Source organism: Rhodococcus sp. PD04, from assembly GCF_035918275.1.
GTDB classification, from domain to species: domain Bacteria; phylum Actinomycetota; class Actinomycetes; order Mycobacteriales; family Mycobacteriaceae; genus Rhodococcus; species Rhodococcus rhodochrous.
Genome location: NZ_CP142143.1, coordinates 2118618 through 2144157 on the forward strand (window position 1 = coordinate 2118618; position 25540 = coordinate 2144157).

24 protein-coding genes and 1 pseudogene are annotated in these 25540 nt (G+C 69.6%); 18 read left to right on the plus strand and 7 right to left on the minus strand.

What is annotated here, in order from left to right:
* Positions 1–68: 68 nt before the first annotated feature.
* Positions 69–1145 (plus strand): FUSC family protein, encoded by a 1077-nt coding sequence (locus tag U9J23_RS09765; RefSeq protein ID WP_059381200.1) that lies wholly within the window; start codon positions 69–71, stop codon positions 1143–1145.
* Here U9J23_RS09765 and yaaA read toward each other — a convergent pair.
* Positions 1138–1880, minus strand: a pseudogene (yaaA, locus tag U9J23_RS09770) (peroxide stress protein YaaA). The gene U9J23_RS09765 and the pseudogene yaaA overlap by 8 nt on opposite strands.
* Before the next feature lie 75 nt (positions 1881–1955).
* On the opposite strand from yaaA, the gene U9J23_RS09775 reads away from it, so the two are divergent.
* Positions 1956–3689, plus strand: a complete 1734-nt coding sequence (locus tag U9J23_RS09775) for a proline--tRNA ligase (protein ID WP_145706971.1) — start codon at positions 1956–1958, stop codon at positions 3687–3689.
* A 103-nt stretch (positions 3690–3792) separates the two neighbouring features.
* The gene (locus U9J23_RS09780; protein WP_085468015.1) at positions 3793–4452 is read left to right on the plus strand and encodes an O-methyltransferase; all 660 of its coding nucleotides are present in this window, start codon (positions 3793–3795) and stop codon (positions 4450–4452) included.
* Positions 4453–4460: 8 nt separating this feature from the next.
* On the opposite strand, the gene U9J23_RS09785 is transcribed toward U9J23_RS09780, so the two are convergent.
* Together U9J23_RS09785 and U9J23_RS09790 are read right to left on the minus strand one after the other, a co-directional pair.
* Entirely contained in the window at positions 4461–4904 is a 444-nt protein-coding gene (locus tag U9J23_RS09785; protein ID WP_059381209.1) for a ferritin-like domain-containing protein, read from the minus strand.
* Positions 4901–5392: a hypothetical protein gene (locus tag U9J23_RS09790; RefSeq protein WP_174479582.1), complete on the minus strand. Its 492-nt coding sequence runs from the start codon at positions 5390–5392 to the stop codon at positions 4901–4903. Before U9J23_RS09790 ends, U9J23_RS09785 begins: the two co-directional genes overlap by 4 nt.
* A 156-nt stretch (positions 5393–5548) precedes the next feature.
* Here U9J23_RS09790 and rimP point away from each other — a divergent pair, with 156 nt between their 5' ends.
* From rimP to truB, 11 genes are all read left to right on the plus strand, one after another.
* Positions 5549–6148: a ribosome maturation factor RimP gene (rimP, locus tag U9J23_RS09795; protein WP_179161678.1), complete on the plus strand. Its 600-nt coding sequence runs from the start codon at positions 5549–5551 to the stop codon at positions 6146–6148.
* On the plus strand, positions 6145–7173 hold the full coding sequence (gene nusA, locus U9J23_RS09800) for a transcription termination factor NusA (RefSeq protein WP_059381211.1): 1029 nt from the start codon (positions 6145–6147) through the stop codon (positions 7171–7173). Before rimP ends, nusA begins: the two co-directional genes overlap by 4 nt.
* A 44-nt stretch (positions 7174–7217) precedes the next feature.
* Positions 7218–7526, plus strand: a complete 309-nt coding sequence (locus tag U9J23_RS09805; RefSeq protein ID WP_080968157.1) for a YlxR family protein — start codon at positions 7218–7220, stop codon at positions 7524–7526.
* 203 nt (positions 7527–7729) lie between these two features.
* Complete coding sequence (gene infB, locus U9J23_RS09810; RefSeq protein ID WP_059381212.1) at positions 7730–10606, plus strand: translation initiation factor IF-2; 2877 nt, start codon at positions 7730–7732, stop codon at positions 10604–10606.
* 122 nt (positions 10607–10728) lie between these two features.
* Positions 10729–11019, plus strand: a complete 291-nt coding sequence (locus tag U9J23_RS09815) for a DUF503 domain-containing protein (protein ID WP_026061433.1) — start codon at positions 10729–10731, stop codon at positions 11017–11019.
* 53 nt (positions 11020–11072) lie between these two features.
* Positions 11073–11531: a 30S ribosome-binding factor RbfA gene (rbfA, locus tag U9J23_RS09820; RefSeq protein WP_016693580.1), complete on the plus strand. Its 459-nt coding sequence runs from the start codon at positions 11073–11075 to the stop codon at positions 11529–11531.
* Positions 11532–11559: 28 nt separating this feature from the next.
* Positions 11560–12567, plus strand: coding sequence for a DHH family phosphoesterase (locus U9J23_RS09825; protein WP_442802288.1), 1008 nt, complete (start codon positions 11560–11562; stop codon positions 12565–12567).
* Positions 12564–13955, plus strand: coding sequence for an MATE family efflux transporter (locus U9J23_RS09830; RefSeq protein WP_442802278.1), 1392 nt, complete (start codon positions 12564–12566; stop codon positions 13953–13955). Before U9J23_RS09825 ends, U9J23_RS09830 begins: the two co-directional genes overlap by 4 nt.
* A 3-nt stretch (positions 13956–13958) precedes the next feature.
* Positions 13959–14897, plus strand: coding sequence for a metallophosphoesterase family protein (locus tag U9J23_RS09835; protein WP_088898241.1), 939 nt, complete (start codon positions 13959–13961; stop codon positions 14895–14897).
* A gap of 41 nt (positions 14898–14938) precedes the next feature.
* Complete coding sequence (gene npt, locus U9J23_RS09840; protein ID WP_272266574.1) at positions 14939–15601, plus strand: 4'-phosphopantetheinyl transferase Npt; 663 nt, start codon at positions 14939–14941, stop codon at positions 15599–15601.
* On the plus strand, positions 15601–16524 hold the full coding sequence (truB, locus tag U9J23_RS09845; protein WP_272266481.1) for a tRNA pseudouridine(55) synthase TruB: 924 nt from the start codon (positions 15601–15603) through the stop codon (positions 16522–16524). Before npt ends, truB begins: the two co-directional genes overlap by 1 nt.
* A gap of 6 nt (positions 16525–16530) precedes the next feature.
* Here truB and U9J23_RS09850 read toward each other — a convergent pair whose 3' ends face one another.
* From U9J23_RS09850 to U9J23_RS09865, 4 genes are read right to left on the minus strand one after another with little or no spacing between them, the layout of a single operon-like run.
* Positions 16531–17223 carry a metal-dependent transcriptional regulator gene (locus U9J23_RS09850; RefSeq protein ID WP_120282293.1) on the minus strand — a complete coding sequence of 231 codons (693 nt, stop codon included), beginning with the start codon at positions 17221–17223 and terminating at the stop codon, positions 16531–16533.
* 20 nt (positions 17224–17243) lie between these two features.
* Complete coding sequence (locus U9J23_RS09855; protein ID WP_120282294.1) at positions 17244–18137, minus strand: metal ABC transporter permease; 894 nt, start codon at positions 18135–18137, stop codon at positions 17244–17246.
* Positions 18134–18931 (minus strand): metal ABC transporter ATP-binding protein, encoded by a 798-nt coding sequence (locus U9J23_RS09860; protein WP_120282295.1) that lies wholly within the window; start codon positions 18929–18931, stop codon positions 18134–18136. Before U9J23_RS09860 ends, U9J23_RS09855 begins: the two co-directional genes overlap by 4 nt.
* Positions 18928–19815: a metal ABC transporter substrate-binding protein gene (locus tag U9J23_RS09865; protein WP_059381219.1), complete on the minus strand. Its 888-nt coding sequence runs from the start codon at positions 19813–19815 to the stop codon at positions 18928–18930. The genes U9J23_RS09860 and U9J23_RS09865 overlap by 4 nt, the downstream gene beginning before the upstream one ends.
* Positions 19816–19973: 158 nt before the next feature.
* Between U9J23_RS09865 and U9J23_RS09870 the strand changes: the two genes are divergently transcribed.
* From U9J23_RS09870 to U9J23_RS09885, 4 genes are all read left to right on the plus strand, one after another.
* Complete coding sequence (locus tag U9J23_RS09870; protein ID WP_080968160.1) at positions 19974–20942, plus strand: bifunctional riboflavin kinase/FAD synthetase; 969 nt, start codon at positions 19974–19976, stop codon at positions 20940–20942.
* 295 nt (positions 20943–21237) lie between these two features.
* The gene (locus U9J23_RS09875) at positions 21238–22623 is read left to right on the plus strand and encodes a DUF1298 domain-containing protein (protein ID WP_272266482.1); all 1386 of its coding nucleotides are present in this window, start codon (positions 21238–21240) and stop codon (positions 22621–22623) included.
* Positions 22624–22627: 4 nt separating this feature from the next.
* Positions 22628–22897 carry a 30S ribosomal protein S15 gene (rpsO, locus tag U9J23_RS09880; RefSeq protein ID WP_006551263.1) on the plus strand — a complete coding sequence of 90 codons (270 nt, stop codon included), beginning with the start codon at positions 22628–22630 and terminating at the stop codon, positions 22895–22897.
* A gap of 324 nt (positions 22898–23221) precedes the next feature.
* Positions 23222–25507: a polyribonucleotide nucleotidyltransferase gene (locus tag U9J23_RS09885; protein ID WP_059381222.1), complete on the plus strand. Its 2286-nt coding sequence runs from the start codon at positions 23222–23224 to the stop codon at positions 25505–25507.
* The last annotated feature ends 33 nt before the right edge of the window (positions 25508–25540 follow it).

Sequence of the window (25540 nt, forward strand, 5' to 3'; positions counted from 1 at the left end):
CGAGCGACCGCTGCGGCGGATGAGTTTGCTCACGCCTGCCGCACCCGAACCGCGGGTACCCGGCACCCATGCAGGTCGGTGTTCTCGAACGGGGCAGATTCGTCGGATCGTGGATCGTCCGGGCCGTACGCGAGGCCGGACACGAGCGATACGTCGCCCTCCAGGCGTTCCGGTCCACACTCGCCGCGGTCGTCGCGTGGCTCGTCGTGACCGAGGTCTTCCACTTCCAGCAGGCATTCCTCGCGCCCTACGTCGCGGTCTTCCTCGTCGAAGCGACGCTCGTCCGCTCGCTTCAACAGGCGGTGGTGCAGGTCGGGGCGGTCGTCACGGGTCTGCTGGTCGCGGTCGTGGTGACCCGGCTGGTGGAATCCACGACCGCTGCGATCGGGATGGCCGTCGCGGTCGGCTACTTCGCGGGTCGCTGGCGGCGATTCGGGGCCAGCGGTATCTGGGTGGCGATCACGGCGTTGCTGGTGATCGCGACGGGCGCTTCGGACAGCCCGATCCTGCTCGGTGAACGGCTAGCGGAGACGATGATCGGCGCCGCGATCGGCGTGGCCGTGACGGCGCTGGTCTTCCCGCCGGTCTACTCGGCGGGCAAGGAGGCCGGCGAACTCACCGGTGAGCTGCGCGACCTGCTGCGGGACATGGCGTCCGGATGCCGCGAGGGATCGTCGGGAGTGCGGGACTGGGTGCAGCGCGCGCGGGGCATCGACAGCCTCGTGCAGCGGGCCTTCGACGAATCGCGGTGGGCGCACGAGAGTGCCCGGATGAATCCACGTCCCGCCGCGGCGCGGGCGGGGGAATGGGCACGGCGCTGGGACCGCACACTCGACGACCTCTCCTCGGTGTCCAGCGCCGTCGAGGAACTCGCGCATGCGCTGGACCCGGTGCTCGGCGACGAGATCGCCGAATCCGACCGCGTACGGACGACGATCGCAGCGACGCTCGATGCCCTCGCCGAGCTGATCGACGCCGTGGGGGCTGGCCGGGAGGTCGACCCCGACGGGGCGTGCCGCAGCAATCTCACCGAGCTCGAGCGGTTCGCCACCGAATCGGACGACCTGGCCCTGACCGCGCGACTCGGCGCCGTCCTGCACACGGCCCGCCGGATCGTCGCGGCGATGGGACTCGAGGTCAGGTGAGCACGACCAGCTCGGTCGGCGACTCCACCTCGACTCGCAGTCCCGCCTTCGAGGCCACCCGGGCGAGTGCGCCGATGTCGCTCGGCTCCGCGCGGGTGAGGACCAGCGCGCGGGCCAGCAGGCCCTTGTGGTGCTTGTTGAAGTGACTGACGACCTTCCGGGTGCCGTCGGGCTGCTCGGTGAGCACGGTCGCGGTCACCGCACCGGGCACGGGACCGAGCTGCTGATAGACACCGGAGCGGAGATCGACCACGAGGTCGCCGTCGGCCTCGGTCACCAGCGCGTCGGTGAGTTCGTTCCGCCACACGGACTTCAACGTGCCGAAGCCGGGCAGTTTCGACCCCCGGAGAGGCGGTAGGCGGGGATCGGATCCGCGGCCCGCACCGCGCCGAACAGCGCCGACCCGATGCCCAGGCGCCGGTAGGCCTTGTCGCGTTGCGCCTTCGTGAACGCTCCCGCGTCGAGCGCGTCGTACAGCACCCCGGTGTACCGCTCGAGCGCCGGGCGGGTGGGGGAGACCCACAGCTTGGCGTTGCGCTCGATCTCGTCGGCGCCCTTCGTACCCAGTCCGAGTGCGCGGCTCGACTCCTCGGGGTCGGCGGAGAGGTCGACGAGGGCCTGCACGAGCATCTCCCGCGTCTCCGTCAACTGCGGCATCGACAGATCGGCGAGATCGAGCGGCCCGTCGTCGCCGCCGTCGGACTTGGTTTCGGATGGAGGGAGAAGCACCAGCACAAGCGGTAACCGTACCGACCCCGCCACCGGGCGCGGACGTCACGGCCCGGGGCGGCCACGGTAGGCTGCAGGGTCGTGATCACCCGCATGTCGCACCTGTTCCTCCGCACCCTCCGAGACGACCCGGCCGACGCCGAGGTCGCGAGCCACAAGTTGCTGGTCCGAGCCGGATACGTGCGACGAATCGCGCCGGGTGTGTACTCGTGGCTGCCTCTGGGCCTGCGGGTGCTGCGGCAGATCGAGCGGGTGGTGCGCGAGGAGATGAACTCCATCGGAGCGCAGGAGATCGCTCTGCCCGCGCTGCTGCCGCGCGAGCCCTACGAGGCCACCAACCGGTGGACGGAATACGGCGACAGCCTGTTCCGGCTGAAGGACCGCAAGGGCGGCGACTACCTCCTCGGACCCACCCACGAGGAGCTCTTCGCGCTCACCGTCAAGGGTGAGTACAACTCCTACAAGGACTTCCCGGTCACGCTCTACCAGATCCAGACGAAGTACCGCGACGAGGAGCGCCCCCGCGCCGGCATCCTCCGCGGTCGCGAGTTCGTCATGAAGGACTCCTACAGCTTCGACCTCACCGACGAGGGCCTGGCCGACTCGTACAAGGCTCACCGCGACGCCTACGAGCGCATCTTCGCGCGTCTCGGCGTGAAGTACGTGATCGTCTCGGCCACCTCCGGTGCGATGGGTGGCAGCGCCTCCGAGGAGTTCCTGGCCGACTCGCCTGCGGGTGAGGACACCTACGTGCGGTGCCTCGAATCCGGTTACGCGGCGAACGTCGAAGCGGTGAAGACGCTCGCGCCGGAACCGCTGCCGATCGACGGACAGCCCGAGGCGGTCGTGCACAATACCCCCGACACCCCGACGATCGCCTCGCTCGTCGCGGTGGCGTCGGAGGTCCTCGGCCGGGAGGTCACCGCGGCCGAGACACTCAAGAACGTCATGGTCAAGGTCCGGCAGCCCGGTGGCGAGTGGGAACTGCTCGGCATCGGCATCCCCGGCGACCGCGAGGTCGACGACAAGCGCCTCGAGGCCTCGCTCGAGCCCGCCGAGGTGGAGCTGCTCACCGACGCCGACTTCGAGGCCAATCCCTTCCTCGTCAAGGGCTACATCGGCCCGAAGGCGCTGCTCGCCAACGGTGTCCGCTACCTCGTCGACCCCCGCGTGGTCGACGGCACCAGCTGGATCACGGGCGCCGACGAGCAGGGCAAGCACGTCTTCGGGCTGGTCGCCGGTCGCGACTTCACCCCGGACGGCACGATCGAGGCCGCGGAGGTGCGCGACGGCGATCCGTCGCCCGACGGAGCCGGACCGCTCGTCGCCGCCCGCGGCATCGAGATCGGTCACGTCTTCCAGCTCGGCCGCAAGTACACCGACGCCTTCGCGGTGGACGTCCTGGGCGAGAACGGCAAACCCGTCCGCCCCACGATGGGCTCCTACGGTGTCGGCGTGTCGCGTCTCGTCGCGGTGGTCGCCGAACAGCAGCACGACGAGAAGGGGCTGCGCTGGCCGTCGGAGATCGCGCCGTTCGACGTGCACCTGGTGATCGCCAACAAGGACGAGCAGGCCCGCGAAGGCGCCGAGAACCTCGCCGAGGAACTCTCGAACGCCGGCCTCGAGGTGCTCCTCGACGACCGCAAGGCGTCGCCCGGCGTGAAGTTCAAGGACTCCGAGTTGCTCGGTATGCCGCTGGTCGTGGTGGTTGGCCGCGGCTTCGCCGACGGCAAGGTCGAGGTCCGCGACCGCTTCTCCGGCGAGGCCGACGAACTGCCGATCGGTGAGGTCGTCCAGCGCATCGTCAACCGCTGACACACTCCCGTTCCGGTGCCCCTGCGACCTGCCGTCGCAGGGGCACCGGCGCATGTGGCCGAAGATGCCGTGGTGCGCTGCGCGCCGAACCACAATGAGGTGCATGGCCGACAACTGGAGTGCGACCGACCACTACCTCACCGACGTACTGATCGGCGACGATCCTGCGCTGACCTCGGCGCTCGAGGCGAACGCCGCAGCGGAACTCCCGCCCATCGACGTCTCCGCACCACAGGGCAAGTTCCTGCACCTGCTCGCACGGATCCGGGGTGCCCGCCGTGTCCTGGAGATCGGCACCCTCGGCGGGTACTCGACCATCTGGCTCGCCCGGGCGGTCGGGGAGTCCGGCCGGGTGGTCACCCTCGAATACGAGCCGAAGCACGCCGAGGTCGCCCGCGCCAACCTCGACCGCGCCGGCGTCGGTGACCGCGTGGACATCCGGGTCGGTCCCGCTCTGGACTCGCTTCCGGGCCTGGTCGACGAGGATCCCTTCGACCTGGTGTTCATCGACGCCGACAAGGAGAACAACAGCAACTACGTGCGCGCGGCCCTCGGACTGTCACAGCCCGGCACGGTCATCGTCGTCGACAACGTGGTGCGGGCAGGGGCCGTCGTCGACCCGGACAGCGACGACGAACGGGTCCGCGCGTCACGGGACGTACTCGAACTGCTCGCCCGCGAGCCGCGCCTCGACGCGACGGCGCTGCAGACCGTGGGGACGAAGGGCTGGGACGGCTTCGCACTCGCGGTGGTGACCGGGTGACCCGGATTTCAGGGTTGGCCGGGGAAGGGCACCGACGGCACGACTCCGCGGCTCTGCCGCCACCACGCCGCCCGCAGCGCCGCCTCGGTGAGTGCGCCCACGGCCGTGGCCCGGGTGGCCTCGCTGCGCGCGCGTTCGACGACCGATCGCCACGCCACGGCCGTGTCGCTCTCGATCTGCTCGGCGAGCTGCGCGGCGGACGCGGCGTCGACCACCGGGAACGGCACGGTGTAACCGGGGGCCGCCACCGGCGGCTCGACGCTCGCGGCGCGCAACGCCTCGACCGTCGAATCACGTCGTGCGCGGTGCGCGGCGGTGTCCTCCGCCACGGCGTCCGCGCGGGCGGGATCCGCGAAGGCTGCGATCACGCCGTATCCGTACACCGCCGCGTGCTCGGCCTCGAGCGCGTCGACGAGGGCTTGCTGTTCGGAACCGAGTTCGGGTGAGCTCACGGCAACATCACCGCCGTCTGCACTGCGCAGGAGGCGCTGATCGAGGCGAGCAGACCCGCGCGGTAGCCCGACAGCGTGCGTGCGAGGTCGGCGGCTTCGCGCTGCGACCGGTTCAACCGCTCACGGAGCTCCCCGACGGTCGGCAGCTCCCCGGCGGGTGTGGTCACCGTGGTCGACGGGGGAGTGAAACTCGTGGTGGCGCCCTCCATCCGGGCGATCTCCGCCTCGAGCGCGTCGGCGTGGGAGGTCCGCTCTGCCGCGATCGTGGTGAGCGGCGCGGACAGCTCCGGCGTCCGCGCGACCAGCACGGTCGCGATCGCGGCGTCGGTGCGGGCGCGGCTCGCCTGACCCTCCAGCGGATCCGGTTCGGCGGCGTCCTCGTCGGAGGCGCCGCACGCGGTGATCGTCGTGATTCCGAACCCACCGACGGCGACCGACGACCATCGCAGGAGGGTTCGTCGGGAGAGGGTGGGACGGTCGAGTGGCATCGGCACCGGACCATCCTGCCAGTCGCGTCGTCCGGCGAAGGACGCCGCCCTGGTCACGGCAGCACGAAACGCGGGTTAGGCTTGATGTCTGCCGGTACGCATCCGTTCCGGCCCGCTGTCCGCTGCGACCACAACTGAACGAGGAGCCTGCCCGCCATGCCTGTGCCGCCCCCGGAGAGGATCGTCGAGCTCGTCTCCGATCTGCTCGCCAGAGAGGGATACGACCTCGAGGACGTGGTGGTCACGGCCGCCGGAAAGCACAGTACGGTGCGCCTCCTCGTCGACAGCGACGCAGGTCTCGGTCTCGACGAGGCGGCCCGTCTGAGCAGGACCGTCTCCGAGGCATTCGACGGCGTCTCGGACTTCGGTGAGTCGCCCTATGTCCTGGAGGTCACCAGCCCCGGGATCGGCCGGCCCCTGACCGAGCCCCGCCACTGGCGGCGTGCCCAGGGCCGCAAGGCGAAGGTGGAACTGGCCGGCGAGACCGTCGTCGCACGCATCGGCGAGCTCGTCGGCGACGAGATCAGGCTCGTGCTGCCCGCTCGGTCCGGGCCGGTCGTGCGTTCGGTCCCGCTCTCGGAGGTGCGCAGAGCGGTGGTGGAGGTGGAGTTCTCCCCGCCGCCGCCGAGGGAACTCGAGCTCGCGGGCGGGGTTCCGGACGGTCGGGTCGCGGCCGGGGAACTCACCGAAGGACCCGAGGACGAGACCGGCAGCGACGACCACGACGAGACGAACGAAACGAAGGTGGACAAGTGAATATCGAGATCGCCGCCCTGCGCATGCTCGAGGCGGAGAAGAACATCCCGTTCGACGAGCTGATCGCAACGCTCGAGACGGCCCTGCTCACGGCGTACCGGCACGTCGACGGACACCAGCCGCACGCGCGGGTCGTGGTCGACACCAAGACCGGCGCCATCCAGGTCCTCGCCGAGGAACGCGACGCCGACGGCAACCTGATCGCCGAGTGGGACGACACCCCCGAGGACTTCGGCCGGATCGCGGCGACCACCGCCCGTCAGGTCATCATGCAGCGCATCCGCGACGCCGAGCACGAGCAGCGCTTCGGCGAGTTCGCGACCCACGAGGGCGAGATCGTCAGCGGCGTCGTGCAGCGCGACTCGCGTGCCAACGCCCGCGGCATGGTCGTCGTGAAGATCGGTGGCGAGACCAACAACGCCGAGGGACTGATCCCGCCGGCCGAGCAGGTGCCGGGGGAGACCTACGAGCACGGCGACCGCATCAAGTGCTACGTCGTGGGCGTCTCCCGCGGACAGCGCGGCCCCCAGATCACCCTTTCGCGGACGCACCCCAACCTGGTGCGCAAGCTGTTCGCCCTCGAGGTCCCCGAGATCGCCGACGAGTCGGTGGAGATCGTCGCGGTCGCCCGGGAGGCAGGCCACCGCTCGAAGATCGCCGTGCACTCGACCGTCCCGGGCCTCAACGCCAAGGGTGCGTGCATCGGCCCGATGGGGCAGCGGGTGCGCAACGTCATGCGTGAGCTCGGCGAGGAGAAGATCGACATCATCGACTACGACGAGGATCCCGCCAAGTTCGTGGGCAATGCACTCTCGCCGTCGAAGGTGGTTTCGGTCACGGTCGTCGACCCCGACGCGCGTGCCGCCCGGGTGGTCGTCCCCGACTTCCAATTGTCCCTCGCGATCGGCAAGGAAGGGCAGAACGCCCGGCTCGCGGCCCGGCTGACCGGCTGGCGGATCGACATCCGCAGCGACGCGGCACCGGCTGCGAACGACGATTCGCGCGGCGGCTCGACAGGCGCGTAGGAGTGGGATGCGGGATTCCGGGCAAATCAGCGGTACAGTGGTCGATGGTTCAGCATGACCTGTCCTCGACCGGCGGGGAACGCACCACTCCGGTGCGGACCTGTGTCGGATGTCGGCAGCGAACGCTGGCTGCCGAACTGCTCCGGGTGGTGGCGCGCGAGAAGGAACCGTCAGGTTTCGCCGTGATTCCCGATCCCCGACGCAGGCTTCCCGGGCGAGGTGCTTGGTTGCATCCCACTCCGGAATGTCTGGGCCTGGCGGTTCGGCGTCGAGCATTCGGCAGGGCACTGCGCGTGACCGGACAACCGGACACCGCAGCGCTGGATCAGCTGGTCGGGTCCACGGAACAGTGATCACGGACGCATCGAATCGGCCTCGGCCGGGTAGACGTACGTGGGAACGACGACGAGGAACACCAACAGTGACATCGCACTCTGAGAAGAACAGGCACGAACACTCATGAGCACACCGTGAAGCACCAGCGATGAACGTCCATCGGAGATAACCCGAGGTCGTGCGGGCAGTCGGCCGCTCGACCTCATCAGTGAGGAGAGCAGTGGCAGGCAAGGCCCGCGTGCACGAGTTGGCGAAAGAACTCGGTGTCACCAGCAAGGAACTACTCGCACGCCTGAAGGAACAGGGCGAGTTCGTCAAGTCCGCGTCGTCGACGGTCGAACCGCCGGTCGCGCGTCGACTCCGCGAATCGTTCGGTAAGACCGAAGGCGATGCAGCCGCGAAGGCTGCATCCACCCCCGCACCGAAGCCCGGTGCCCCCCGGCCGGGTCCCCGGCCCACCCCTGCGAGCCCGGCCCCCGCGGCCGAGACCGCACGTCCGAAGCCCGGCGCACCGAAGCCGGCCGCTCCCAAGCCGGCTCCGGCACCGGAGAAGCCCGCGGCTCCCGCGCCGCAGGCCCCCGCTGCCCAGGCGGCACCGCAGTCCCCGGCTGCTCAGGCTCCCGGCGCGACGCCGCAGGCCCCCGCAGCGAAGCCCGGCCCCAAGCCGGCCGGTCCGCGTCCGGGTCCGAAGACCCCGCGCGTCGGTAACAACCCCTACTCCTCGGCTCCGGCCGAGCGTCCCGCTCCGCGTCCGGGTGCCCCGCGCCCCGGCCCGGGCGGACCGCGTCCGGCTCCCGGACAGGGCGGTCCCCGCCCCACGCCCGGACAGGGACGTCCCGCAGCAGGCCCCGGTGGCCCGCGTCCCGGACCCGGCCAGGCCGGTCCGCGTCCGGCTCCCGGACAGGGCGGTCCCCGCCCCGCTCCCGGTCAGGGCGGACCCCGTCCGTCCCCGGGTTCGATGCCCCCGCGTCCCAACCCGGGTGCGATGCCGCAGCGTGCTGCGCGTCCGGCCGCGTCCGGTCGTCCGGGTCGTCCGGGCGGAGCTCCCGGTGGTCGTCCCGGTGGTGGCGGCGGCGGTTACCGCGGTGGCGGTGCCGGTGGCGGCGCACCTGCAGGTGCAGGCGCTCCCGGTGGTTTCCGCGGTCGCCCCGGTGGTGGCGGTGGACGCGGTCGCGGCGGCGCAGCCGGCGCGTTCGGTCGTCCCGGTGGCGCTCCGCGTCGTGGTCGCAAGTCGAAGCGGCAGAAGCGCCAGGAATACGATTCGATGCAGGCGCCGTCGGTCGGCGGCGTGCGGTTGCCGCGTGGCAACGGCGAGACCATCCGTCTCGCTCGTGGCGCATCGCTGTCCGACTTCGCCGAGAAGATCGACGCGAACCCGTCGGCCCTGGTGCAGGCGCTGTTCAACCTTGGTGAGATGGTCACGGCCACTCAGTCGGTGAACGACGACATCCTCGAGCTGCTCGGCTCGGAGATGAACTACGTCGTGCAGGTCGTCTCGCCCGAGGACGAGGACCGCGAGCTGCTCGAGTCGTTCGACATCCAGTACGGCGAGGACGAGGGCACGGAGGAAGACCTCCAGCAGCGCCCGCCGGTCGTCACCGTCATGGGTCACGTCGACCACGGCAAGACCCGCTTGCTCGACACGATCCGTAAGGCGAACGTCGGTGAGGGCGAGGCCGGTGGCATCACCCAGCACATCGGTGCCTACCAGGTCATGACGCACCTCAACGGTGAAGATCGCCTGATCACCTTCATCGACACCCCGGGTCACGAGGCGTTCACCGCCATGCGTGCCCGCGGTGCGAAGTCGACGGACATCGCGATCCTCGTGGTCGCCGCCGACGACGGTGTCATGCCGCAGACGGTGGAGGCGATCAACCACGCGCAGGCCGCCGATGTCCCCATCGTGGTCGCGGTGAACAAGATCGACAAGGAGGGTGCGAACCCTCAGAAGATCCGTCAGCAGCTCACCGAGTACGGGCTGGTCGCGGAGGAGTACGGCGGCGACACCATGTTCGTCGACATCTCCGCGAAGCAGAACCTCAACATCGAGCAGCTGCTCGAAGCGGTGCTGCTCACCGCCGACGCAGCGCTCGATCTGCGGGCCAACCCGGACATGGAGGCGCAGGGCGTCGCCATCGAGGCGCACCTCGACCGCGGTCGTGGTCCGGTGGCCACGGTGCTCGTCCAGCGCGGCACGCTGCGGGTCGGCGATTCCATCGTCGCCGGCGACGCCTACGGTCGTGTCCGTCGCATGGTCGACGAGCACGGCGAGGATGTCCTCGAGGCGCTCCCGTCCCGGCCCGTGCAGGTCGTCGGCTTCACGTCGGTGCCCGGCGCCGGCGACAACCTGGTCGTCGTCGACGAGGACCGGATCGCTCGGCAGATCGCCGACCGACGCAACGCCCGCAAGCGCAACGCGCTGGCAGCGAAGAGTCGCAAGCGGATCAGCCTGGAAGATCTCGATGCCGCTCTCAAGGAGCACAACGAGCTCAACCTCATCCTCAAGGGCGACAACTCCGGTACCGTCGAGGCCCTCGAAGAGGCCCTCATGGGTATCGAGATCGACGACGAGGTTCGGCTGCGGGTCATCGACCGCGGTGTCGGTGGCGTCACCGAGACCAACGTCAACCTGGCAGCGGCTTCGAACGCTGTGATCATCGGCTTCAACGTTCGCGCCGAAGGCAAGGCGACGGAGCTGGCGAACCGCGAGGGTGTCGACATCCGCTACTACTCGGTCATCTACCAGGCGATCGACGAGGTGGAGAAGGCTCTCAAGGGCATGCTCAAGCCGATCTACGAGGAGGTCGAGCTCGGCCGCGCCGAGATCCGCGCGATCTTCAAGTCGTCGAAGATCGGCAACATCGCGGGTTGCCTCGTGCAGTCCGGCATCGTCAAGCGCAACGCGAAGGCCCGTCTGCTCCGCGACAACAACGTTGTCGCCGAGACGGTCACCATCTCGTCGCTGCGACGCGAGAAGGACGACGTCACCGAGGTCCGCGAGGGCTTCGAGTGCGGTATGACGATCACCTACTCCGACATCAAGGTCGGCGACGTGATCGAGGCGTACGAGTTGCGCGAGAAGCCGCGCGACTGATCCACCCGCACCCGTGGCGGTGAACGATTCGTCGTTCGCCGCCACGGGTGTGTCGGGACGCCCGACCGGTCGGTACAGAGCCGACCGGACGGCCGACCGGACGCCCTCGAGGGGAGAAGCGGATGTATCTGGGAGCGCTCGAACTCGACCTGCTGCTCGGCGACGTGCATTCGCTCAAACAGAAGAGATCGGCGATCCGTCCGGTGATCGCGGAACTGCGCCGGTTCGGGGTGTCCGCCGCCGAAACCGGGGAACACGATCTGTACCGCCGGGCGCAGGTGGGTGTGGCGGTCGTCGCCCCCGATCTCGCGCACGTCGGAGAGATACTGGACAAGTGTGAGCGGCTGGTCGCCCAGCGGCCCGAACTCGACCTGCTGTCGGTCAGACGCAGGCTGTACGGGCCCGAGGACTGATCCCGGCCGCACGACGGGCCGCCTGCCGGCGGCCACAGAAGGGAACGAACGACATGGCCGATCCAGCACGGGCCCGCCGACTCGCGAAGCGCATCGCCACCATCGTGGCCACCGCCATCGACCTCGAGATCAAGGATCCGCGGCTCGAGTTCGTGACGATCACCGACGCGAAGGTCACCGCGGATCTGCACGACGCCACCGTCTACTACACGGTCCGCGGCGCGGATCTGAACACCGAACCCGATCACGAGGCCGCTGCTGCCGGCCTCGAGAAGGCCAAGGGCGTGCTCCGCTCGAAGGTCGGCGCCGGTACCGGTGTGCGGTTCACCCCGACGCTGACGTTCGTCACCGACACCGTGCCCGACACGGCACGGCACATGGAGGAACTCCTCGCGCGTGCTCGCGCTGCCGACGACGAGGTCGCACGCGCCCGTGAGGGCGCCGTTCCGGCCGGCGATGCCGATCCCTACAAGGAACCCCGTGAGCGCGACGCCGGTGACGACGACGAATAACGCACCGGTGCCCGACCCGACTCCTCCAGTGGTCCCGTCGCACCGGGACGATGCCGGCGTCCCGTCCGGCCCGGCAGGATCCGTCGACCTGCACGGTGCCGCCGCACTGCTCGACGCGGCGGCCACCGTGACGGTGCTGTGCCACATCAACCCCGACGCCGACACCCTCGGCAGCGGGCTGGCCCTCGGGCTCGCGCTCGAGCGGCGCGGTGTCGCCGTGCAGGTCGCGTTCGGTTCGCCCGCGAACATGCCGGACTCGATGCGGTCGCTGCCGGGCGCACACCTGGTCACGCCGGTCTCGGAGGTACGCCGTGAGGCCGATCTCGTGGTGACCGTCGACTGCGGTACCGCGGGCCGTCTCGGTGTCCTGCGCGACCGTCTGAAGACTGCCCCGAACGTCCTGGTGATCGACCACCACCTGTCCAACACGCGGTTCGGCACCCACAACCTCGTCGACCCGGAGTCCGAGGCCACCGCGATGGTGCTCGCCGACCTCTTCGACGTGTGGGGTGTCGAGATCGACGCCGCACTCGCGCACTGCCTGTACGCGGGACTGGTGACCGATACCGGATCGTTCCGCTGGGGTCGCCCGCAGGCCCACGGACTCGCCGAGCGCCTGCTCGGCACCGGCATCGACGGCACGTCGATCACGCGGGCCCTGCTCGACACCCATCCCTTCGGGTGGTTGCCGATGCTGTCGTCGGTGCTGGCCACCGCCACGCTCGAACGCGACGCCGCGAAGGGCAGGGGACTGGTCTACGCCTTCGTCCGGCGCGCCGACTCCGCGCATCTCGGTCCGGAGGAGGTCGAGAGCGTCATCGACATCGTGCGCACCACCGCCGAGGCCGAGGTCGCCGCGGTGTTCAAGGAGGTCGCTCCCGAGGAGTGGACCGTCTCGCTGCGCGCGAAGACCTCGGTGGACGTGTCCGCGGTCGCCACCGCACTCGGCGGCGGAGGACACCGCCTGGCGGCGGGGTACACCGCCCACGGCGACACCGATCGGATCGTCGCCGCCCTGCGCGGCGTGCTCGGTTGACTGCGTCGGGCGGGTCGCCCGCCTCCGATGCACCCGGCGGCTCACGCGCTTCCGACGTCACCGGACGGCGGATCCTCGAGCTCGCCCTTCCCGCCCTCGGGGTGCTCGCGGCCGAACCGCTCTACCTGCTGTTCGACATCGCCGTCGTCGGCCGGCTCGGGGCGCTGCCCCTGGCCGGTCTCGCGATCGGCGGGTTGATCCTCGCGCAGGTGAGCACCCAGCTCACCTTCCTGTCGTACGGCACCACCGCGCGCGCGGCGCGTTTCCACGGCGCGGACCGGCACGACGACGCCGTCGGCGAGGGCGTGCAGGCGACCTGGCTCGCGATGATCGTCGGACTGGCGATCCTGCTCGTCGGCCAGGCACTGGCCGGTCCCGTCGCGCGGCTGCTCGCCGGCGATGCCGAGATCGCCGACGCCGCCGTCTCGTGGCTGCGCGTCGCGCTGTTCGGGGCACCCCTGATCCTTGTCGGCCTGGCCGGGAACGGCTGGATGCGCGGCGTCCAGGACACGATGCGGCCGCTGCGATTCGTCATCGCCGGCCTCGCCCTGTCGGCGGTGCTGTGCCCGGTACTGGTCCACGGACTGCTGGGCGCTCCCCGGTGGGAGCTCGTCGGTTCCGCCGTCGCCAATGTGATCGGGCAGTCCGTGACGGCCGTCCTGTTCGTCGTGGCGTTGCTGCGGTCCGGGGTTCCGCTGCGACCGCGACCCGCTGTGATCGGAGCGCAGTTGCGGCTCGGACGCGATCTGATCGCCCGCAGCCTCGCGTTCCAGGCCTGCTTCCTGTCCGCGGCGGCGGTGGCGTCGCGCTTCGGTGCGGCCGCGGTGGCCGGTCATCAGGTCGTGCTGCAACTGTGGAACTTCGTGACCCTCACCCTGGACTCGCTGGCGATCGCCGCGCAGGCCCTCGTCGGCGCAGCGCTCGGTGCGGCCGATCGGCGGGGTGCGTCGCGCCTGGCGTGGCGGTTGTCGGCCTGGTCGGCGGTCTTCGCCGTCGTCCTCGCGGTGGTCTTCGTGGTGGGGAAGGACGTGATCCCGGGTCTGTTCACCACCGACACCGAGGTGCTCGATCAGATCGGCGTGGCGTGGTGGTTCTTCGTCGCGATCATGCCGCTCGCAGGAATCGTGTTCGCACTCGACGGTGTTCTCCTCGGTGCCGGGGACGCGGCGTTCCTCCGCACCGCGACGCTGGCCTCGGCGTTGTTCGGCTTCCTGCCGTTGATCTGGTTGTCGCTCGCGTACGACTGGGGTCTGGCGGGTATCTGGACGGGGCTTACGGTGTTCATCGTGTTCCGGATGATCGCCGTCGTATGGCGCACGCTCTCGGGACGATGGGCGGTGACGGGCGCGGACCGGCAGGTGCGTGTCCAGGACGAGTCGGGAGGTTAGTGCGTGGCAGCGAAGCTGTGGGCGATCAGCGACATCCATGTAGGCCATCGGGGCAACCGGCCGGTCACCGAGGATCTGTATCCCGAGTCGCCCGACGACTGGTTGATCGTCGCGGGCGACGTGTCGGAGAAGACCGACGACATCCGGTGGGCGCTGTCGCTGCTCCGTAGCCGGTTCGCGAAGGTGATCTGGGTGCCCGGCAACCACGAACTGTGGACCACCGCCAAGGATCCCGTGCAGATGTTCGGGGTCGCGCGCTACGACTACCTCGTGACGATGTGCCGCGAACTCGACGTGCTCACCCCCGAGGATCCGTATCCGATCTGGGAGGGCGAGGACGGGCCCGTGGTGCTCGTGCCGATGTTCCTGCTCTACGACTACTCGTTCCTGCCGGAGGGCACCACGACGAAGGCGGACGGCCTCGCCCTCGCGCGCGAACGCAACGTCGTCGCGACCGACGAGTTCCTGCTGAAGCCGGATCCGTACATCACGCGCGACACCTGGTGCCGGGTACGTGTGGAGCAGACCCGAGCCCGTCTCGACGCGCTCGATCCCGCGCTGCCCACCGTGCTGATCAACCACTTCCCGCTGGTGCGCGAACCCACGCGGATGCTGTTCTACCCCGAGTTCGCGCTGTGGTGCGGTACCACCGAGACGGCCGACTGGCACCTGCGCTACCGGGCGCTGTGCAGCGTCTACGGCCACCTGCACATCCCGCGCACCACCTACTACGACGGGGTGCGCTTCGAGGAGGTCTCGGTCGGCTACCCGCGCGAATGGCAGCGACGCGGCATGCCGGAGCAGCCCCTGCGGCAGATCCTCCCCGTCCCGGAGTATCCGCCGGGCAGCCTGAACAAGTGGGGCGGTCACTTCACCGTGACCCCCGAGATGGAAGCCGAGGCCGAGAAGATGCGGGCTCAACGAGAGAAGGAGTTGCGGTGACCGAACCGGACACCGGGCAGAAGACGGACACGCGCGGCGCGCTGATCGGGCGCATCGTGCCGGACGGCGTCGCTGCAGCCGAGTTGTTCGAGGACCCACCGGGACTGCGGCCGCATCCCCAGGAGGAGCCGCTCGTGGCGCGGGCCGTGGAGAAGCGGCGCCGCGAGTTCGCCGGTGCCCGTCACTGCGCCCGCCAGGCCATGCGCACCCTCGGCGTCGACCCCGCGCCGGTACTGCGCGGAGAGAAGGGCGATCCCGTCTGGCCGCGCGGCGTCGTCGGCAGCCTCACCCACTGCGACGGCTATCGCGGTGCCGTGCTGGGCTATTCGCTGCAGATCCGTTCGCTCGGCATCGACGCCGAACCGCACGACGTGCTCCCCGACGGAGTGCTGCCCGCGGTGAGCCTCGAACCCGAGCGCGAGTGGCTCGCCTCGGCCGGCGACGACCTGCACTGGGACCGGCTGTTGTTCTGCGCCAAGGAGGCCACCTACAAGGCGTGGTTCCCGCTGACGAAGAGGTGGCTGGGCTTCGAGGACGCCCACATCACGTTCGAGCGCGACACCACCTCGGACGCGGTCACCGGCACCTTCCATTCGCGACTGCTCGTCCCCGGCGACACCCTCGACGGGCAGCAGCTGACAGGATTCGACGGACGGTGGCTCGTCGCCGACGGTCTCGTCCTCACCGCGATCACGGTGCGCTGATGAACGACACCGCACCCTCGCAGGAACATCCGGCCCTCGCCCGCGCAGGCCTGCTCGTCGTCGACAAGCCCGCCGGCATGACGAGCCACGACGTGGTGGCGCGCTGCCGCCGACTGCTCGGCACCCGCAAGGTCGGGCACGCGGGCACCCTCGACCCCATGGCGACGGGTGTGCTCGTCCTCGGCGTCGAGCGCGCCACGAAGCTGCTCGGGCTGCTCGCACTGACGACCAAGTCGTACACCGCGACGATCCGTCTCGGGCAGAGCACCGTCACGGACGACGCGGAGGGCGAGACCGTCGCGACCACCGATGCGACGCACGTGACCGACGAGCAGATCGGCGAGGGCGTGGCCGCGTTGACAGGCGACATCCAGCAGGTGCCCGCCAGCGTCAGCGCCATCAAGATCGACGGCAAGCGCGCCTACGCCCGCATGCGCGAGGGGGAGGCGGTCGAGCTGAAGGCCCGGCCGGTCACCGTCTCGCGGTTCGACGTCCTCGCCCGCCGCGATGTGCCCGAGAGCGGCTTCGTGGATGTCGACGTCGACGTGGACTGCTCGTCCGGCACCTACATCCGGGCGCTCGCACGCGATCTCGGCGCGGCGCTCGGAGTGGGCGGTCATCTCACGGCGCTGCGTCGCACGAAGGTCGGCCCGTTCGGCCTCGAGCACGCCCGCACGCTCGAACAACTCGCCGACGATCCGACGCCGAGCCTCGACATCGACGCGGCCGTGCGCACGGCCTTCGAGTGCCGCACCATCAGCGACGAGGAGGCGGGACTGCTCGCAAACGGCCGCTGGCTCGAGCCCGTCGGGATCCACGGGGTCTACGGTGCCGTGGATGCACAGGGTCGGGCCGCGGCGCTGCTGCAGGAGAAGGGCAAGCGGGCCGCGGCGGTGTTCGTGGTGCGGCCCTCCAACATGTGAGCCGGCTCAGACGAGCCAGATCGCTTCCGCTGCCGGGTGACCGAGATCGATCGTGCGGCCCTCGGTCGGGCCCAGCCGGACCGAGATGGTTCCGGCGAAGTCGCGACGTTCGAGCACGGTGATGTCGGTGTCGAGGGCGATCCCCACCTCGTCGAAGTAGCGCAGCATCGCGGGGTCGGAGTCGGAGATGCGGGCCACGCGGCCGTGGTCGCCGTCGTTGAACTCGCTCAGGGCGCGGGCCGGAGGTGACGGGATCGTGCCGTCGGGCGCGGGGATCGGGTCGCCGTGCGGGTCGCGTTCGGGATGACCGAGTTTGGTGTCGATCGCCGCGACCATCCGTTCGGAGACGGCGTGCTCGAGGATCTCGGCCTCGTCGTGCACCTCGTCCCACCCGTAGCCGAGCTCGCGGACCAGGAAGGTCTCGATGAGGCGGTGGCGCCGGACCATCGCCACCGCGGCCTGCCGGCCCTCGTCGGTGAGGGAGATCGCGCCGTAGCGCTCGTGGTCGACGAGCCCCTGGTCCGCGAGACGGCGCACCGCTTCGGACACGGTGGACGCCGACACGCCCAGCTTCTCGGCGAGTAGCTTGGTGGAGATCTTCTCCCCGGACCACTCCTGGACCGTCCACATGATCTTGAGATAGTCCTGTGCGACCGAGGACAGCATCTCGGTCGCGGTGGTCTCGTTACTCTCAGGCACGCGTCCAGCTTAGGTAACCATCACCCGGGAATCACGCTCTCCGTCGTCTCGCTCGTTCTTTCGCCCTCCGGCGCGCGGCGACGCATCACGAGCCGGGTGACGACACCCTGACGCGGCGCGAACAGGTACGCGAGAGTGAAGACCACGGCCTGGGCGAGCACAACGACGCCGCCGGTCGCGGCGTCGGTGTAATAGCTCGTGTACACACCGACCACCGACGCGATCACCGCGAGTACCGGTGCGATCACCAGCATCCGGGCCATCCGGTCGGTGAGCAGATAGGCCGTCGCGCCCGGGATGATGAGCATCGCGACGACCAGGATCACGCCGACCGCCTGCAGCGCGCTGACGATCGTCACCGCGAGCAGCGACAACAGCAACGCCGACAGCGCGGCGGGGGACAGGCCGAGGGTGTGCGCCTGGACGCGGTCGAAGGCGAACAGCGTCAGATCGCGGCGCTTCGCGACGAGGACGGCCAGCACGACGGCCGCCAGGATCGACACCTGCCAGACGTCGCCCGTCGCGAGCCCGAGCAGGTTTCCGAACAGCACGTGGTGCAGGTCGATCTGGCTCGGGTTCTTCGAGATCAGCACCACGCCCAGGGCGAACAGTGTCGTGAAGACGATGCCGATGGTGGCGTCCTCCTTGACGCGGCTCGTGCCGCGGACGAGCCAGATCAACGCGACGGCGATGCCGGCGAAGACGAGGGCTCCGAGCGCGAACGGCACCCCCACCAGATAGGCGAGGACGACACCGGGCAGTACGGCGTGCGAGACCGCGTCGCCCATCAGCGACCAGCCGATGAGCACGAGCCAGCAGCTGAGCAGCGCGCACACGATCGTCGCGGCGACCGCGACGAGCAGCGCGCGCTGCATGAAGCCGTACTGCAGGGGTTCGATCAGCACGTCGATCATCGTCCGGCCTCCTGTGCGTAGGTCTCCCGCGCGACGTCCTCGGCTCGTCCACCGTTCGCCGGTGGGGGAGCGCCGAAGGCGCGGGCGAGGTTCTCCGGGAGGAGGATCTCCTCGGGGGAGCCGTGCACGAGCACGCGTCGCTGCAGCAGCACCGCTTCGTCGCACAGTTGTGCCAGACCCGCGAGATCGTGGGTGGCGACGAGGATCGTGTGACCGCTCGCCGCCAGTTCGCGGATGACGGCGGTCAGCGCGTGCTCGGTGGTGGTGTCGACCCCCGCGAACGGCTCGTCGAGCAGCAGCAACGGCGAGCCCTGCGCGATTGCCCGTGCCACGAAGACACGCTTGCGCTGGCCGCCCGAGAGCTGCCCGATCTGCCGGCCGGACAGCGCGGTCATGCCGACCCGGTCGAGCGCGGCGTCGACGGCCTCGTGGTCGGCGGCGCGCGGGCGGCGCAGGAAGCCCTGGTGGCCGTAGCGGCCCGTCATGACGACGTCGCGCACGCCGATCGGGAAGTTCCAGTCGACTGCCTCGGACTGCGGCACGTAGGCGACCTGTGTGCGACGACGCGCCACGGCGGTGGTCGTCCCGCCGATGGTGACGCGACCCGAGGTGGGTCGCACGAGGCCCATGATCGTCTTGAACAGCGTCGACTTGCCCGAACCGTTGGTTCCCACGAGTCCGCAGACACGGCCCGGTGCGAGCTTCAGAGTGACGTTCTGCAGGGCCAGGACGGTGTCGTAGCGCACCGTCACGTCGTCGACGAACAGTGCCGGTGTGTCGAGTGTCGAAGTCATGGCCTCAGTCCCGTCGTGATGACGTCGATGTCGTGTCGGAGCAGATCGAGGTAGGTGGGGACGGGGCCGTCCGCCTCGGAGAGCGAGTCGACGTAGAGGATTCCGCCGAATTCCGTTCCGGTATCGGCCGCGACCTGCCGTTGCGCCTTGTCCGAGACGGTCGATTCGCAGAACACCGCCGGCACCTCGTTGGTGCGCACGAAGTCGACGGTCCGGGCGATCTGCTGGGGGGTGCCCTGCTGGTCGGAGTTCACCGGCCACAGATAGGCCTCCTGCAGCCCGGCATCCCGAGCGAGATAGCTGAACGCGCCTTCACAGGTGACGAGTGCGCGCCGGTTGGCAGGGATGCCGTCGAGGGCGGTGACGAGTTCGGTGTGGAGAGCGTCGAGTTCGGCCTTGTACGCCTCGGCGCGGGCCGCGAAGTCGTCCGCGTGCTCGGGGGCGAGGTCGGCCAGTGCCGCGGTGATGTTGTCGACGTAGACGCGGGCGGCGAGTGGGGACATCCAGGCGTGGGGGTTGTAGGGGCCCGTCATCGCGCCCTCACCGATCGGCAGTGGGTCCACACCGTCGCTCACGACCACGTGCTCGGCGTCGACGTCGGCGACGAACTGTTCGAACCACCGTTCGAGACCGAGTCCGTTGTCGAGGACGAGGTCGGCCTCGGTCGCGAACCGCAGGTCGCCCGGGGTGGGCTCGTAGCCGTGGACCTCGGCGCCGGGCTTGGTGATGGACTCGACCCGCACGTGATCGCCGCCGACGTTGCGTGCCATGTCGGCGAGAACGGTGAAGGTGGTCAGGACCAGGGGCCGATCGTCGGCGGAACCGGTGGTCGAACACGCCGCGAGGGCGGCGGCGCAGGCCGTGGCCGCGAGGGCGGCGATCATGCGACCGGCACGGGAACGTACGGACTGTGTTCTGCGGGCTCTCGGCGAAAAGTTCGGCACACCGAAATTATGCATTCGCCGAGCCGTCACCGTCATGTGGGGCGCGCCGGGAGCCATCCGGGCGTGCCCGACCCGCTCACGGGCCGTAGGCTGCCGATGTGCAGAGATGGCGAGGTCTGGACGAAATTCCTGCGGACTGGGGTCGGTGTGTACTCACGATCGGCGTGTTCGACGGTGTACACCGCGGCCATCAGCAGCTCATAGCGCGTGCCGTCGAGGCCGCGCGGGCACGCGGTGTGGCCGCCGTGCTCATGACCTTCGATCCCCACCCCATGGAAGTGGTCCGTCCGGGCAGCCACCCGGCGCAGCTGACCACCCTCGCGCGACGCGCCGAGCTCGCCGAGGAACTCGGTATCGACGTCTTCTGCGTCATGCCGTTCACCCCGGAATTCATGAAGCTCTCACCGGAGCGGTACGCCCACGAGATCCTCGTCGAGCGACTGCACGTGGCCGAGGTGGTCGTGGGGGAGAACTTCACCTTCGGGAAGAAGGCGGCCGGCACCGTCGACATGTTGCGCTCGATCGGTGAGCGCTTCGGGTTCGCGGTGCAGGGGCTCACGCTGGTCGCCGAGCACGCCGTGACGTTCTCGTCGACCTACATCCGTTCGTGCGTCGACGCCGGGGACGTCGTCGCTGCCGCGGACGCACTCGGGCGCCCGCACCGGGTCGAGGGCGTGGTCGTGCACGGCGACGGCCGCGGTCGCGGACTCGGATTCCCGACCGCCAACGTCGCACCGCCGATCTACGCGGCGATCCCCGCCGACGGCGTGTACGCGGCCTGGTTCACGGTGCTCGACTCCGGTTCGCCCGTCGAGGGACTCACGGCCGGTCAGCGTTACCTTGCGGCCGTGTCGGTGGGCACCAATCCGACCTTCTCCGGACGCAAGCGCACGGTCGAGGCGTTCGTCCTCGACGAGAAGGCCGATCTCTACGGCCAGCACGTGGCGGTCGACTTCGTCGAGCGGCTGCGGGGCATGGAGAAGTTCGATTCGGTCGAGGCGCTCATCTCCGCGATGCACCGCGACGCCGACCGAGCGCGAGAGGTTCTCACGAAGACTCCCCAGTGACACCGACTACCGAGTGACACCGACTACCGAGTGACGTGGGTGTCCGTCGACCGTCCGGTGTCGTCCGAACGAACGAAACTGCGAGTTCGGTACGAAAAAGGTCTTGTCCGCCGTCACAATCGGCTACATGTTTTTTCGAGAGTGGAGGTCCGCGCGCCTTTCGTGGGTCGATGCGGGTAACTACTTTCAGTCGATCCCGGGACGGCCCACCGATTGGTGGTCGTTCGCCGTGTTCTCGGAGGACCGGGGAAATACCCCGGACCGCGGGTCGATTCTGTCGTTCTTCGACTCCCGGATGCACCTGGTCAGCGCTCTGGCACGTCGGATCGCCGACGCGCCGGGCTCACTGGACTATCCCTACTGGGTGAAGGCCGACCTCGCCGTCGACGACGTGGTCACCGTCCACGACGCGCGCAGTTCCACCTTCGAGGACTGGCTCGGGTCGGTGGCGCGACTGTCCGCCGACGGCGTCGACGCCGCCCGGTGCCCGTGGCAGGTGCACGTCTTCCCGGGCGTCCCCGATCCGGACGAGCCCGGCGCTACCGTCACCGTCGCCGCGATCCAGGCGAGCCATGCCATGCTCGTCGGTTCCTCCGCCCGGGGGCTCCTCGAAGCCCTGTTCGGTGAGGAGGGCCGGCCGCTGGAGGTCGACGGTCTCGCGCCGCCCGCCGGCACGACCCATCCCGTCGCGGCCACGACGCACGGCATCGCCCGTCTCGCGATCTGGCCGGTCGTCGCGCTCGGCGGGCTCGTGCGGGCACATCTGGAGGCGCGTCGTCGCCGTCAGGATCCGCTGCCCGGAACGGTAAGCGCGGATCCCGCCCCGGACAGGACTCCCGTCGTGCAGACGAACCGCCGTGTCATCCGCATCCTGCGCCCCGACCTGTCGGCGCTGGCCGGACGGTCCTGGACGGTGACCGCCCTCGGTCTGACGGCGGTGTCGCTGGCGATGGAGCGCTACTACCGCGAGCGCGGGGAGGATCTGCCCTCGGAGTACGCGGCAGTTCCCGTGGCACTCGGCGAGTCTGCGGCGGGCCTCGGGGTGAACCGTGTCGCGGGCGGCCTGGTACCCCTGCACGTCGAGATCCCCGAACCCGCGCAGCGCGCCGCGACGATCGCCGACTCGCTTGCGCGCGAACGGGCCCGCGTCGACTCGTCGGAGAGCATCGACGCGATGCACCGCACCGGTGCCGCCCCCTATCCGGTCTTCCGGCGTGTCTCCCGCGCCCTGGCACACGCCCTCGCGTCCGGCGCGGTGCCCGGTGTCGCGACGGCGCTCAGCAGCGTCAACTGCGGCGCGGACGTGCGGTGGTCGGTGCCGTGGGGTCACCTGAAATTCGTCGCCGGCGTGCAGGCGCTCGTGCCGCGTGTCGACTTCATGCACACCTTCGCGCGGGCAGGCGATGCCTTCGCGGTCACCGTCCTGGCCCCGGCGAGCGACGACAGTCGTCCCGATCACGACATCGACCGGTACGTCGAGTTGCTCGACCAGGGGTTCGCCGAGGTGTCGGCTGCGGTGGGCCGCGTGGGTGCCGGCCGGGCACTGAACCCGATCGTGGTTCGGCGGTGGAAGCTGTCTCTGATAGGCTGGACCGTCGGTGCGTGCTGCGGTTCGCGGTGGCCGTACCGGGCGGACTCTCGTCCGTCTACCGTCACGCGGACGTCAGTTGTACAGGAGTGACCCAGTGGCTCTGACCACCGAACAGAAGAAGCAGATCCTCGGCGAGTACGGCCTCCACGAGACCGACACCGGTTCCCCCGAGGCGCAGGTGGCACTGCTCACCAAGCGCATCGTGGACCTCACCGAGCACCTCAAGCAGCACAAGCACGACCACCACTCCCGCCGCGGCCTGCTGCTGTTGGTCGGTCGTCGTCGCCGCCTGCTGAAGTACGTCGAGAAGGTCGACGTCGAGCGTTACCGCTCGCTCATCCAGCGTCTGGGCCTGCGTCGCTGACGCGGACAGGACACGACCTGATCTGCATTCGCTGATCTTTTCCGGCAGCCGACGGGGTACCCACTACACTGGGCCTCGTTGGCTGTCGGTGTTTGTGCCGGTTCGGCCGGCGACTTCCATCGCCTCCAGCGGCGATGATCCGTATGCACCGACGGTGTCGGTCCTCGGTAGTGACCTTCCGGTCCCGTCGGGTGTCGTATCCCGAATCCGCCGGAGGGTTTCGATCGACGACCGCCTCCGTGAGTCGGTGCGCAGCCGTGGCCACGGGGGTCGCGGCGCCCGCGCGGGTACGGCGAAGACGAAGAGGGAAGAGAAGACATACAGATGACAAGCACTACCGCAGTCGAGATCGACGAAGGGGTCTACGAGACCACCGCGACGCTCGACAACGGTGCCTACGGCACCCGCACGATCCGTTTCGAGACCGGCCGCCTCGCACGTCAGGCCGCCGGTTCGGTCGTCGCCTATCTCGACGACGAGACCATGCTGCTCTCGGCCACCAGCGCCTCGAAGCAGCCCAAGGACCAGTTCGACTTCTTCCCGCTGACGGTGGACGTCGAGGAGCGCATGTACGCCGCGGGTCGCATCCCCGGCTCGTTCTTCCGTCGCGAGGGACGCCCCTCCACCGACGCGATCCTGACCTGCCGTCTGATCGACCGGCCGCTGCGCCCGTCCTTCGTTGACGGTCTGCGCAACGAGATCCAGGTCGTCGTCACGGTTCTGAGCCTGAACCCGAACGACCTCTACGACGTCGTCGCGATCAACGCCGCGTCGGCCTCCACCCAGCTCGCCGGTCTGCCGTTCTCCGGCCCGGTCGGTGGCGTGCGTGTCGCGCTCATCGTCTCCGACGACAACAAGTCGGGGCAGTGGGTCGCGTTCCCGACTGTCGAGCAGCTCGAGAACGCCGTCTTCGACATGGTCGTCGCCGGCCGCATCGTCGGTGGGGGAGACAACCCCGACACCGCCGACGTCGCGATCATGATGGTCGAGGCCGAGGCGACCGACAACGTCATCGCGCTCGTCGAGGGGGGCGCCCAGGCGCCCACCGAGACCGTCGTGGCCGAGGGCCTCGAGGCAGCGAAGCCGTTCATCGCCCGCCTGTGCATCGCGCAGCAGCAGCTCGCCGCCGCTTCCGCGAAGCCCACCGGCGATTTCCCGCTGTTCCCGCCCTACCAGGACGACGTCTACGCCGCGGTCGAGTCCGCTGCGTCGGAGAAGCTCGCCGACGCGCTCACCATCGCCGGCAAGCAGGAGCGCGACGACCGCACCGACGAGATCAAGGTCGAGGTGCTCGAGCAGGTCGCTCCGAACTTCGAGGGTCGCGAGAAGGAGATCGGCGCGGCCTTCCGCTCGCTGACCAAGAAGCTCGTGCGCCAGCGCATCCTGCGCGACCAGTTCCGCATCGACGGCCGCGGTGTCACCGACATCCGTGCCCTCTCCGCCGAGGTCGCGGTCGTTCCTCGCGCCCACGGTTCGGCGCTGTTCGAGCGCGGCGAGACCCAGATCATGGGTGTCACCACGCTCGACATGGTGAAGATGGCGCAGCAGGTCGACTCGCTCGGTCCCGAGACCAGCAAGCGCTACATGCACCACTACAACTTCCCGCCGTACTCCACCGGTGAGACCGGTCGCGTGGGCTCGCCGAAGCGCCGCGAGATCGGCCACGGTGCCCTCGCGGAGCGCGCGCTCATCCCGGTTCTGCCGAGCCAGGAGGAGTTCCCCTACGCCATCCGTCAGGTCTCCGAGGCTCTGAGCTCGAACGGCTCGACGTCCATGGGCTCGGTCTGTGCCTCGACGCTGTCGATGCTCAACGCCGGTGTGCCCCTGAAGGCCCCGGTCGCCGGTATCGCCATGGGCCTGGTCTCCGACGAGGTCGAGCTCGAGGACGGCACCCGCGAGACCCGCTACGTCGCCCTCACCGACATCCTCGGTGCGGAGGACGCGTTCGGCGACATGGACTTCAAGGTCGCAGGCACGAAGGACTTCGTCACGGCCCTGCAGCTCGACACCAAGCTCGACGGCATCCCGTCGCAGGTCCTCGCCGGTGCGCTGTCGCAGGCCCACGATGCCCGCGCCACGATCCTCGAGGTCATGGCCGAGGCCATCGACGCCCCGGACGAGATGAGCGAGTTCGCTCCGCGCATCACCACCATCAAGGTCCCGGTGGACAAGATCGGCGAGGTCATCGGCCCCAAGGGCAAGATGATCAACTCGATCACCGAGGAGACCGGCGCCAACATCTCCATCGAGGATGACGGCACCGTCTACGTCGGTGCAGCGGACGGCCCGTCCGCGCAGGCCGCGATCGACAAGATCAACGCCATCGCCAACCCGCAGCTGCCGAAGGTCGGCGAGCGCTTCCTCGGCACCGTGGTCAAGACCACGGCGTTCGGTGCGTTCGTCTCCCTGCTCCCCGGCCGCGACGGCCTGGTGCACATCAGCAAGCTCGGCAACGGCAAGCGCATCGCCAAGGTCGAGGACGTCGTGAACGTCGGTTCGAAGATCCGCGTCGAGATCGCCGACATCGACAACCGCGGCAAGATCAGCCTCGTCCCCGTCGAGGACGAGTCGGCCGAGGCCGCTGCGACCGGCGAGAACGCCGAGTCCTGATCACCCCACCCGCCTGCCGGTTCCCGGTGGGCG

Excerpts from the sequence above, each read along its gene's own strand:
- U9J23_RS09885 (WP_059381222.1), top strand. The coding sequence starts at position 23,222 with ATGACAAGCACTACCGCAGTCGAGATCGACGAAGGGGTCTACGAGACC.
- U9J23_RS09865 (WP_059381219.1), bottom strand. The coding sequence starts at position 19,815 with ATGATCGCCGCCCTCGCGGCCACGGCCTGCGCCGCCGCCCTCGCGGCG.
- U9J23_RS09765 (WP_059381200.1), top strand. The coding sequence starts at position 69 with ATGCAGGTCGGTGTTCTCGAACGGGGCAGATTCGTCGGATCGTGGATC.
- U9J23_RS09855 (WP_120282294.1), bottom strand. The coding sequence starts at position 18,137 with ATGATCGACGTGCTGATCGAACCCCTGCAGTACGGCTTCATGCAGCGC.
- U9J23_RS09805 (WP_080968157.1), top strand. The coding sequence starts at position 7,218 with ATGGTTCAGCATGACCTGTCCTCGACCGGCGGGGAACGCACCACTCCG.
- U9J23_RS09780 (WP_085468015.1), top strand. The coding sequence starts at position 3,793 with ATGGCCGACAACTGGAGTGCGACCGACCACTACCTCACCGACGTACTG.
- rbfA (WP_016693580.1), top strand. The coding sequence starts at position 11,073 with ATGGCCGATCCAGCACGGGCCCGCCGACTCGCGAAGCGCATCGCCACC.
- U9J23_RS09790 (WP_174479582.1), bottom strand. The coding sequence starts at position 5,392 with ATGCCACTCGACCGTCCCACCCTCTCCCGACGAACCCTCCTGCGATGG.
- U9J23_RS09815 (WP_026061433.1), top strand. The coding sequence starts at position 10,729 with ATGTATCTGGGAGCGCTCGAACTCGACCTGCTGCTCGGCGACGTGCAT.
- rimP (WP_179161678.1), top strand. The coding sequence starts at position 5,549 with ATGCCTGTGCCGCCCCCGGAGAGGATCGTCGAGCTCGTCTCCGATCTG.
- U9J23_RS09860 (WP_120282295.1), bottom strand. The coding sequence starts at position 18,931 with ATGACTTCGACACTCGACACACCGGCACTGTTCGTCGACGACGTGACG.
- U9J23_RS09875 (WP_272266482.1), top strand. The coding sequence starts at position 21,238 with ATGCACCTGGTCAGCGCTCTGGCACGTCGGATCGCCGACGCGCCGGGC.
- truB (WP_272266481.1), top strand. The coding sequence starts at position 15,601 with ATGAACGACACCGCACCCTCGCAGGAACATCCGGCCCTCGCCCGCGCA.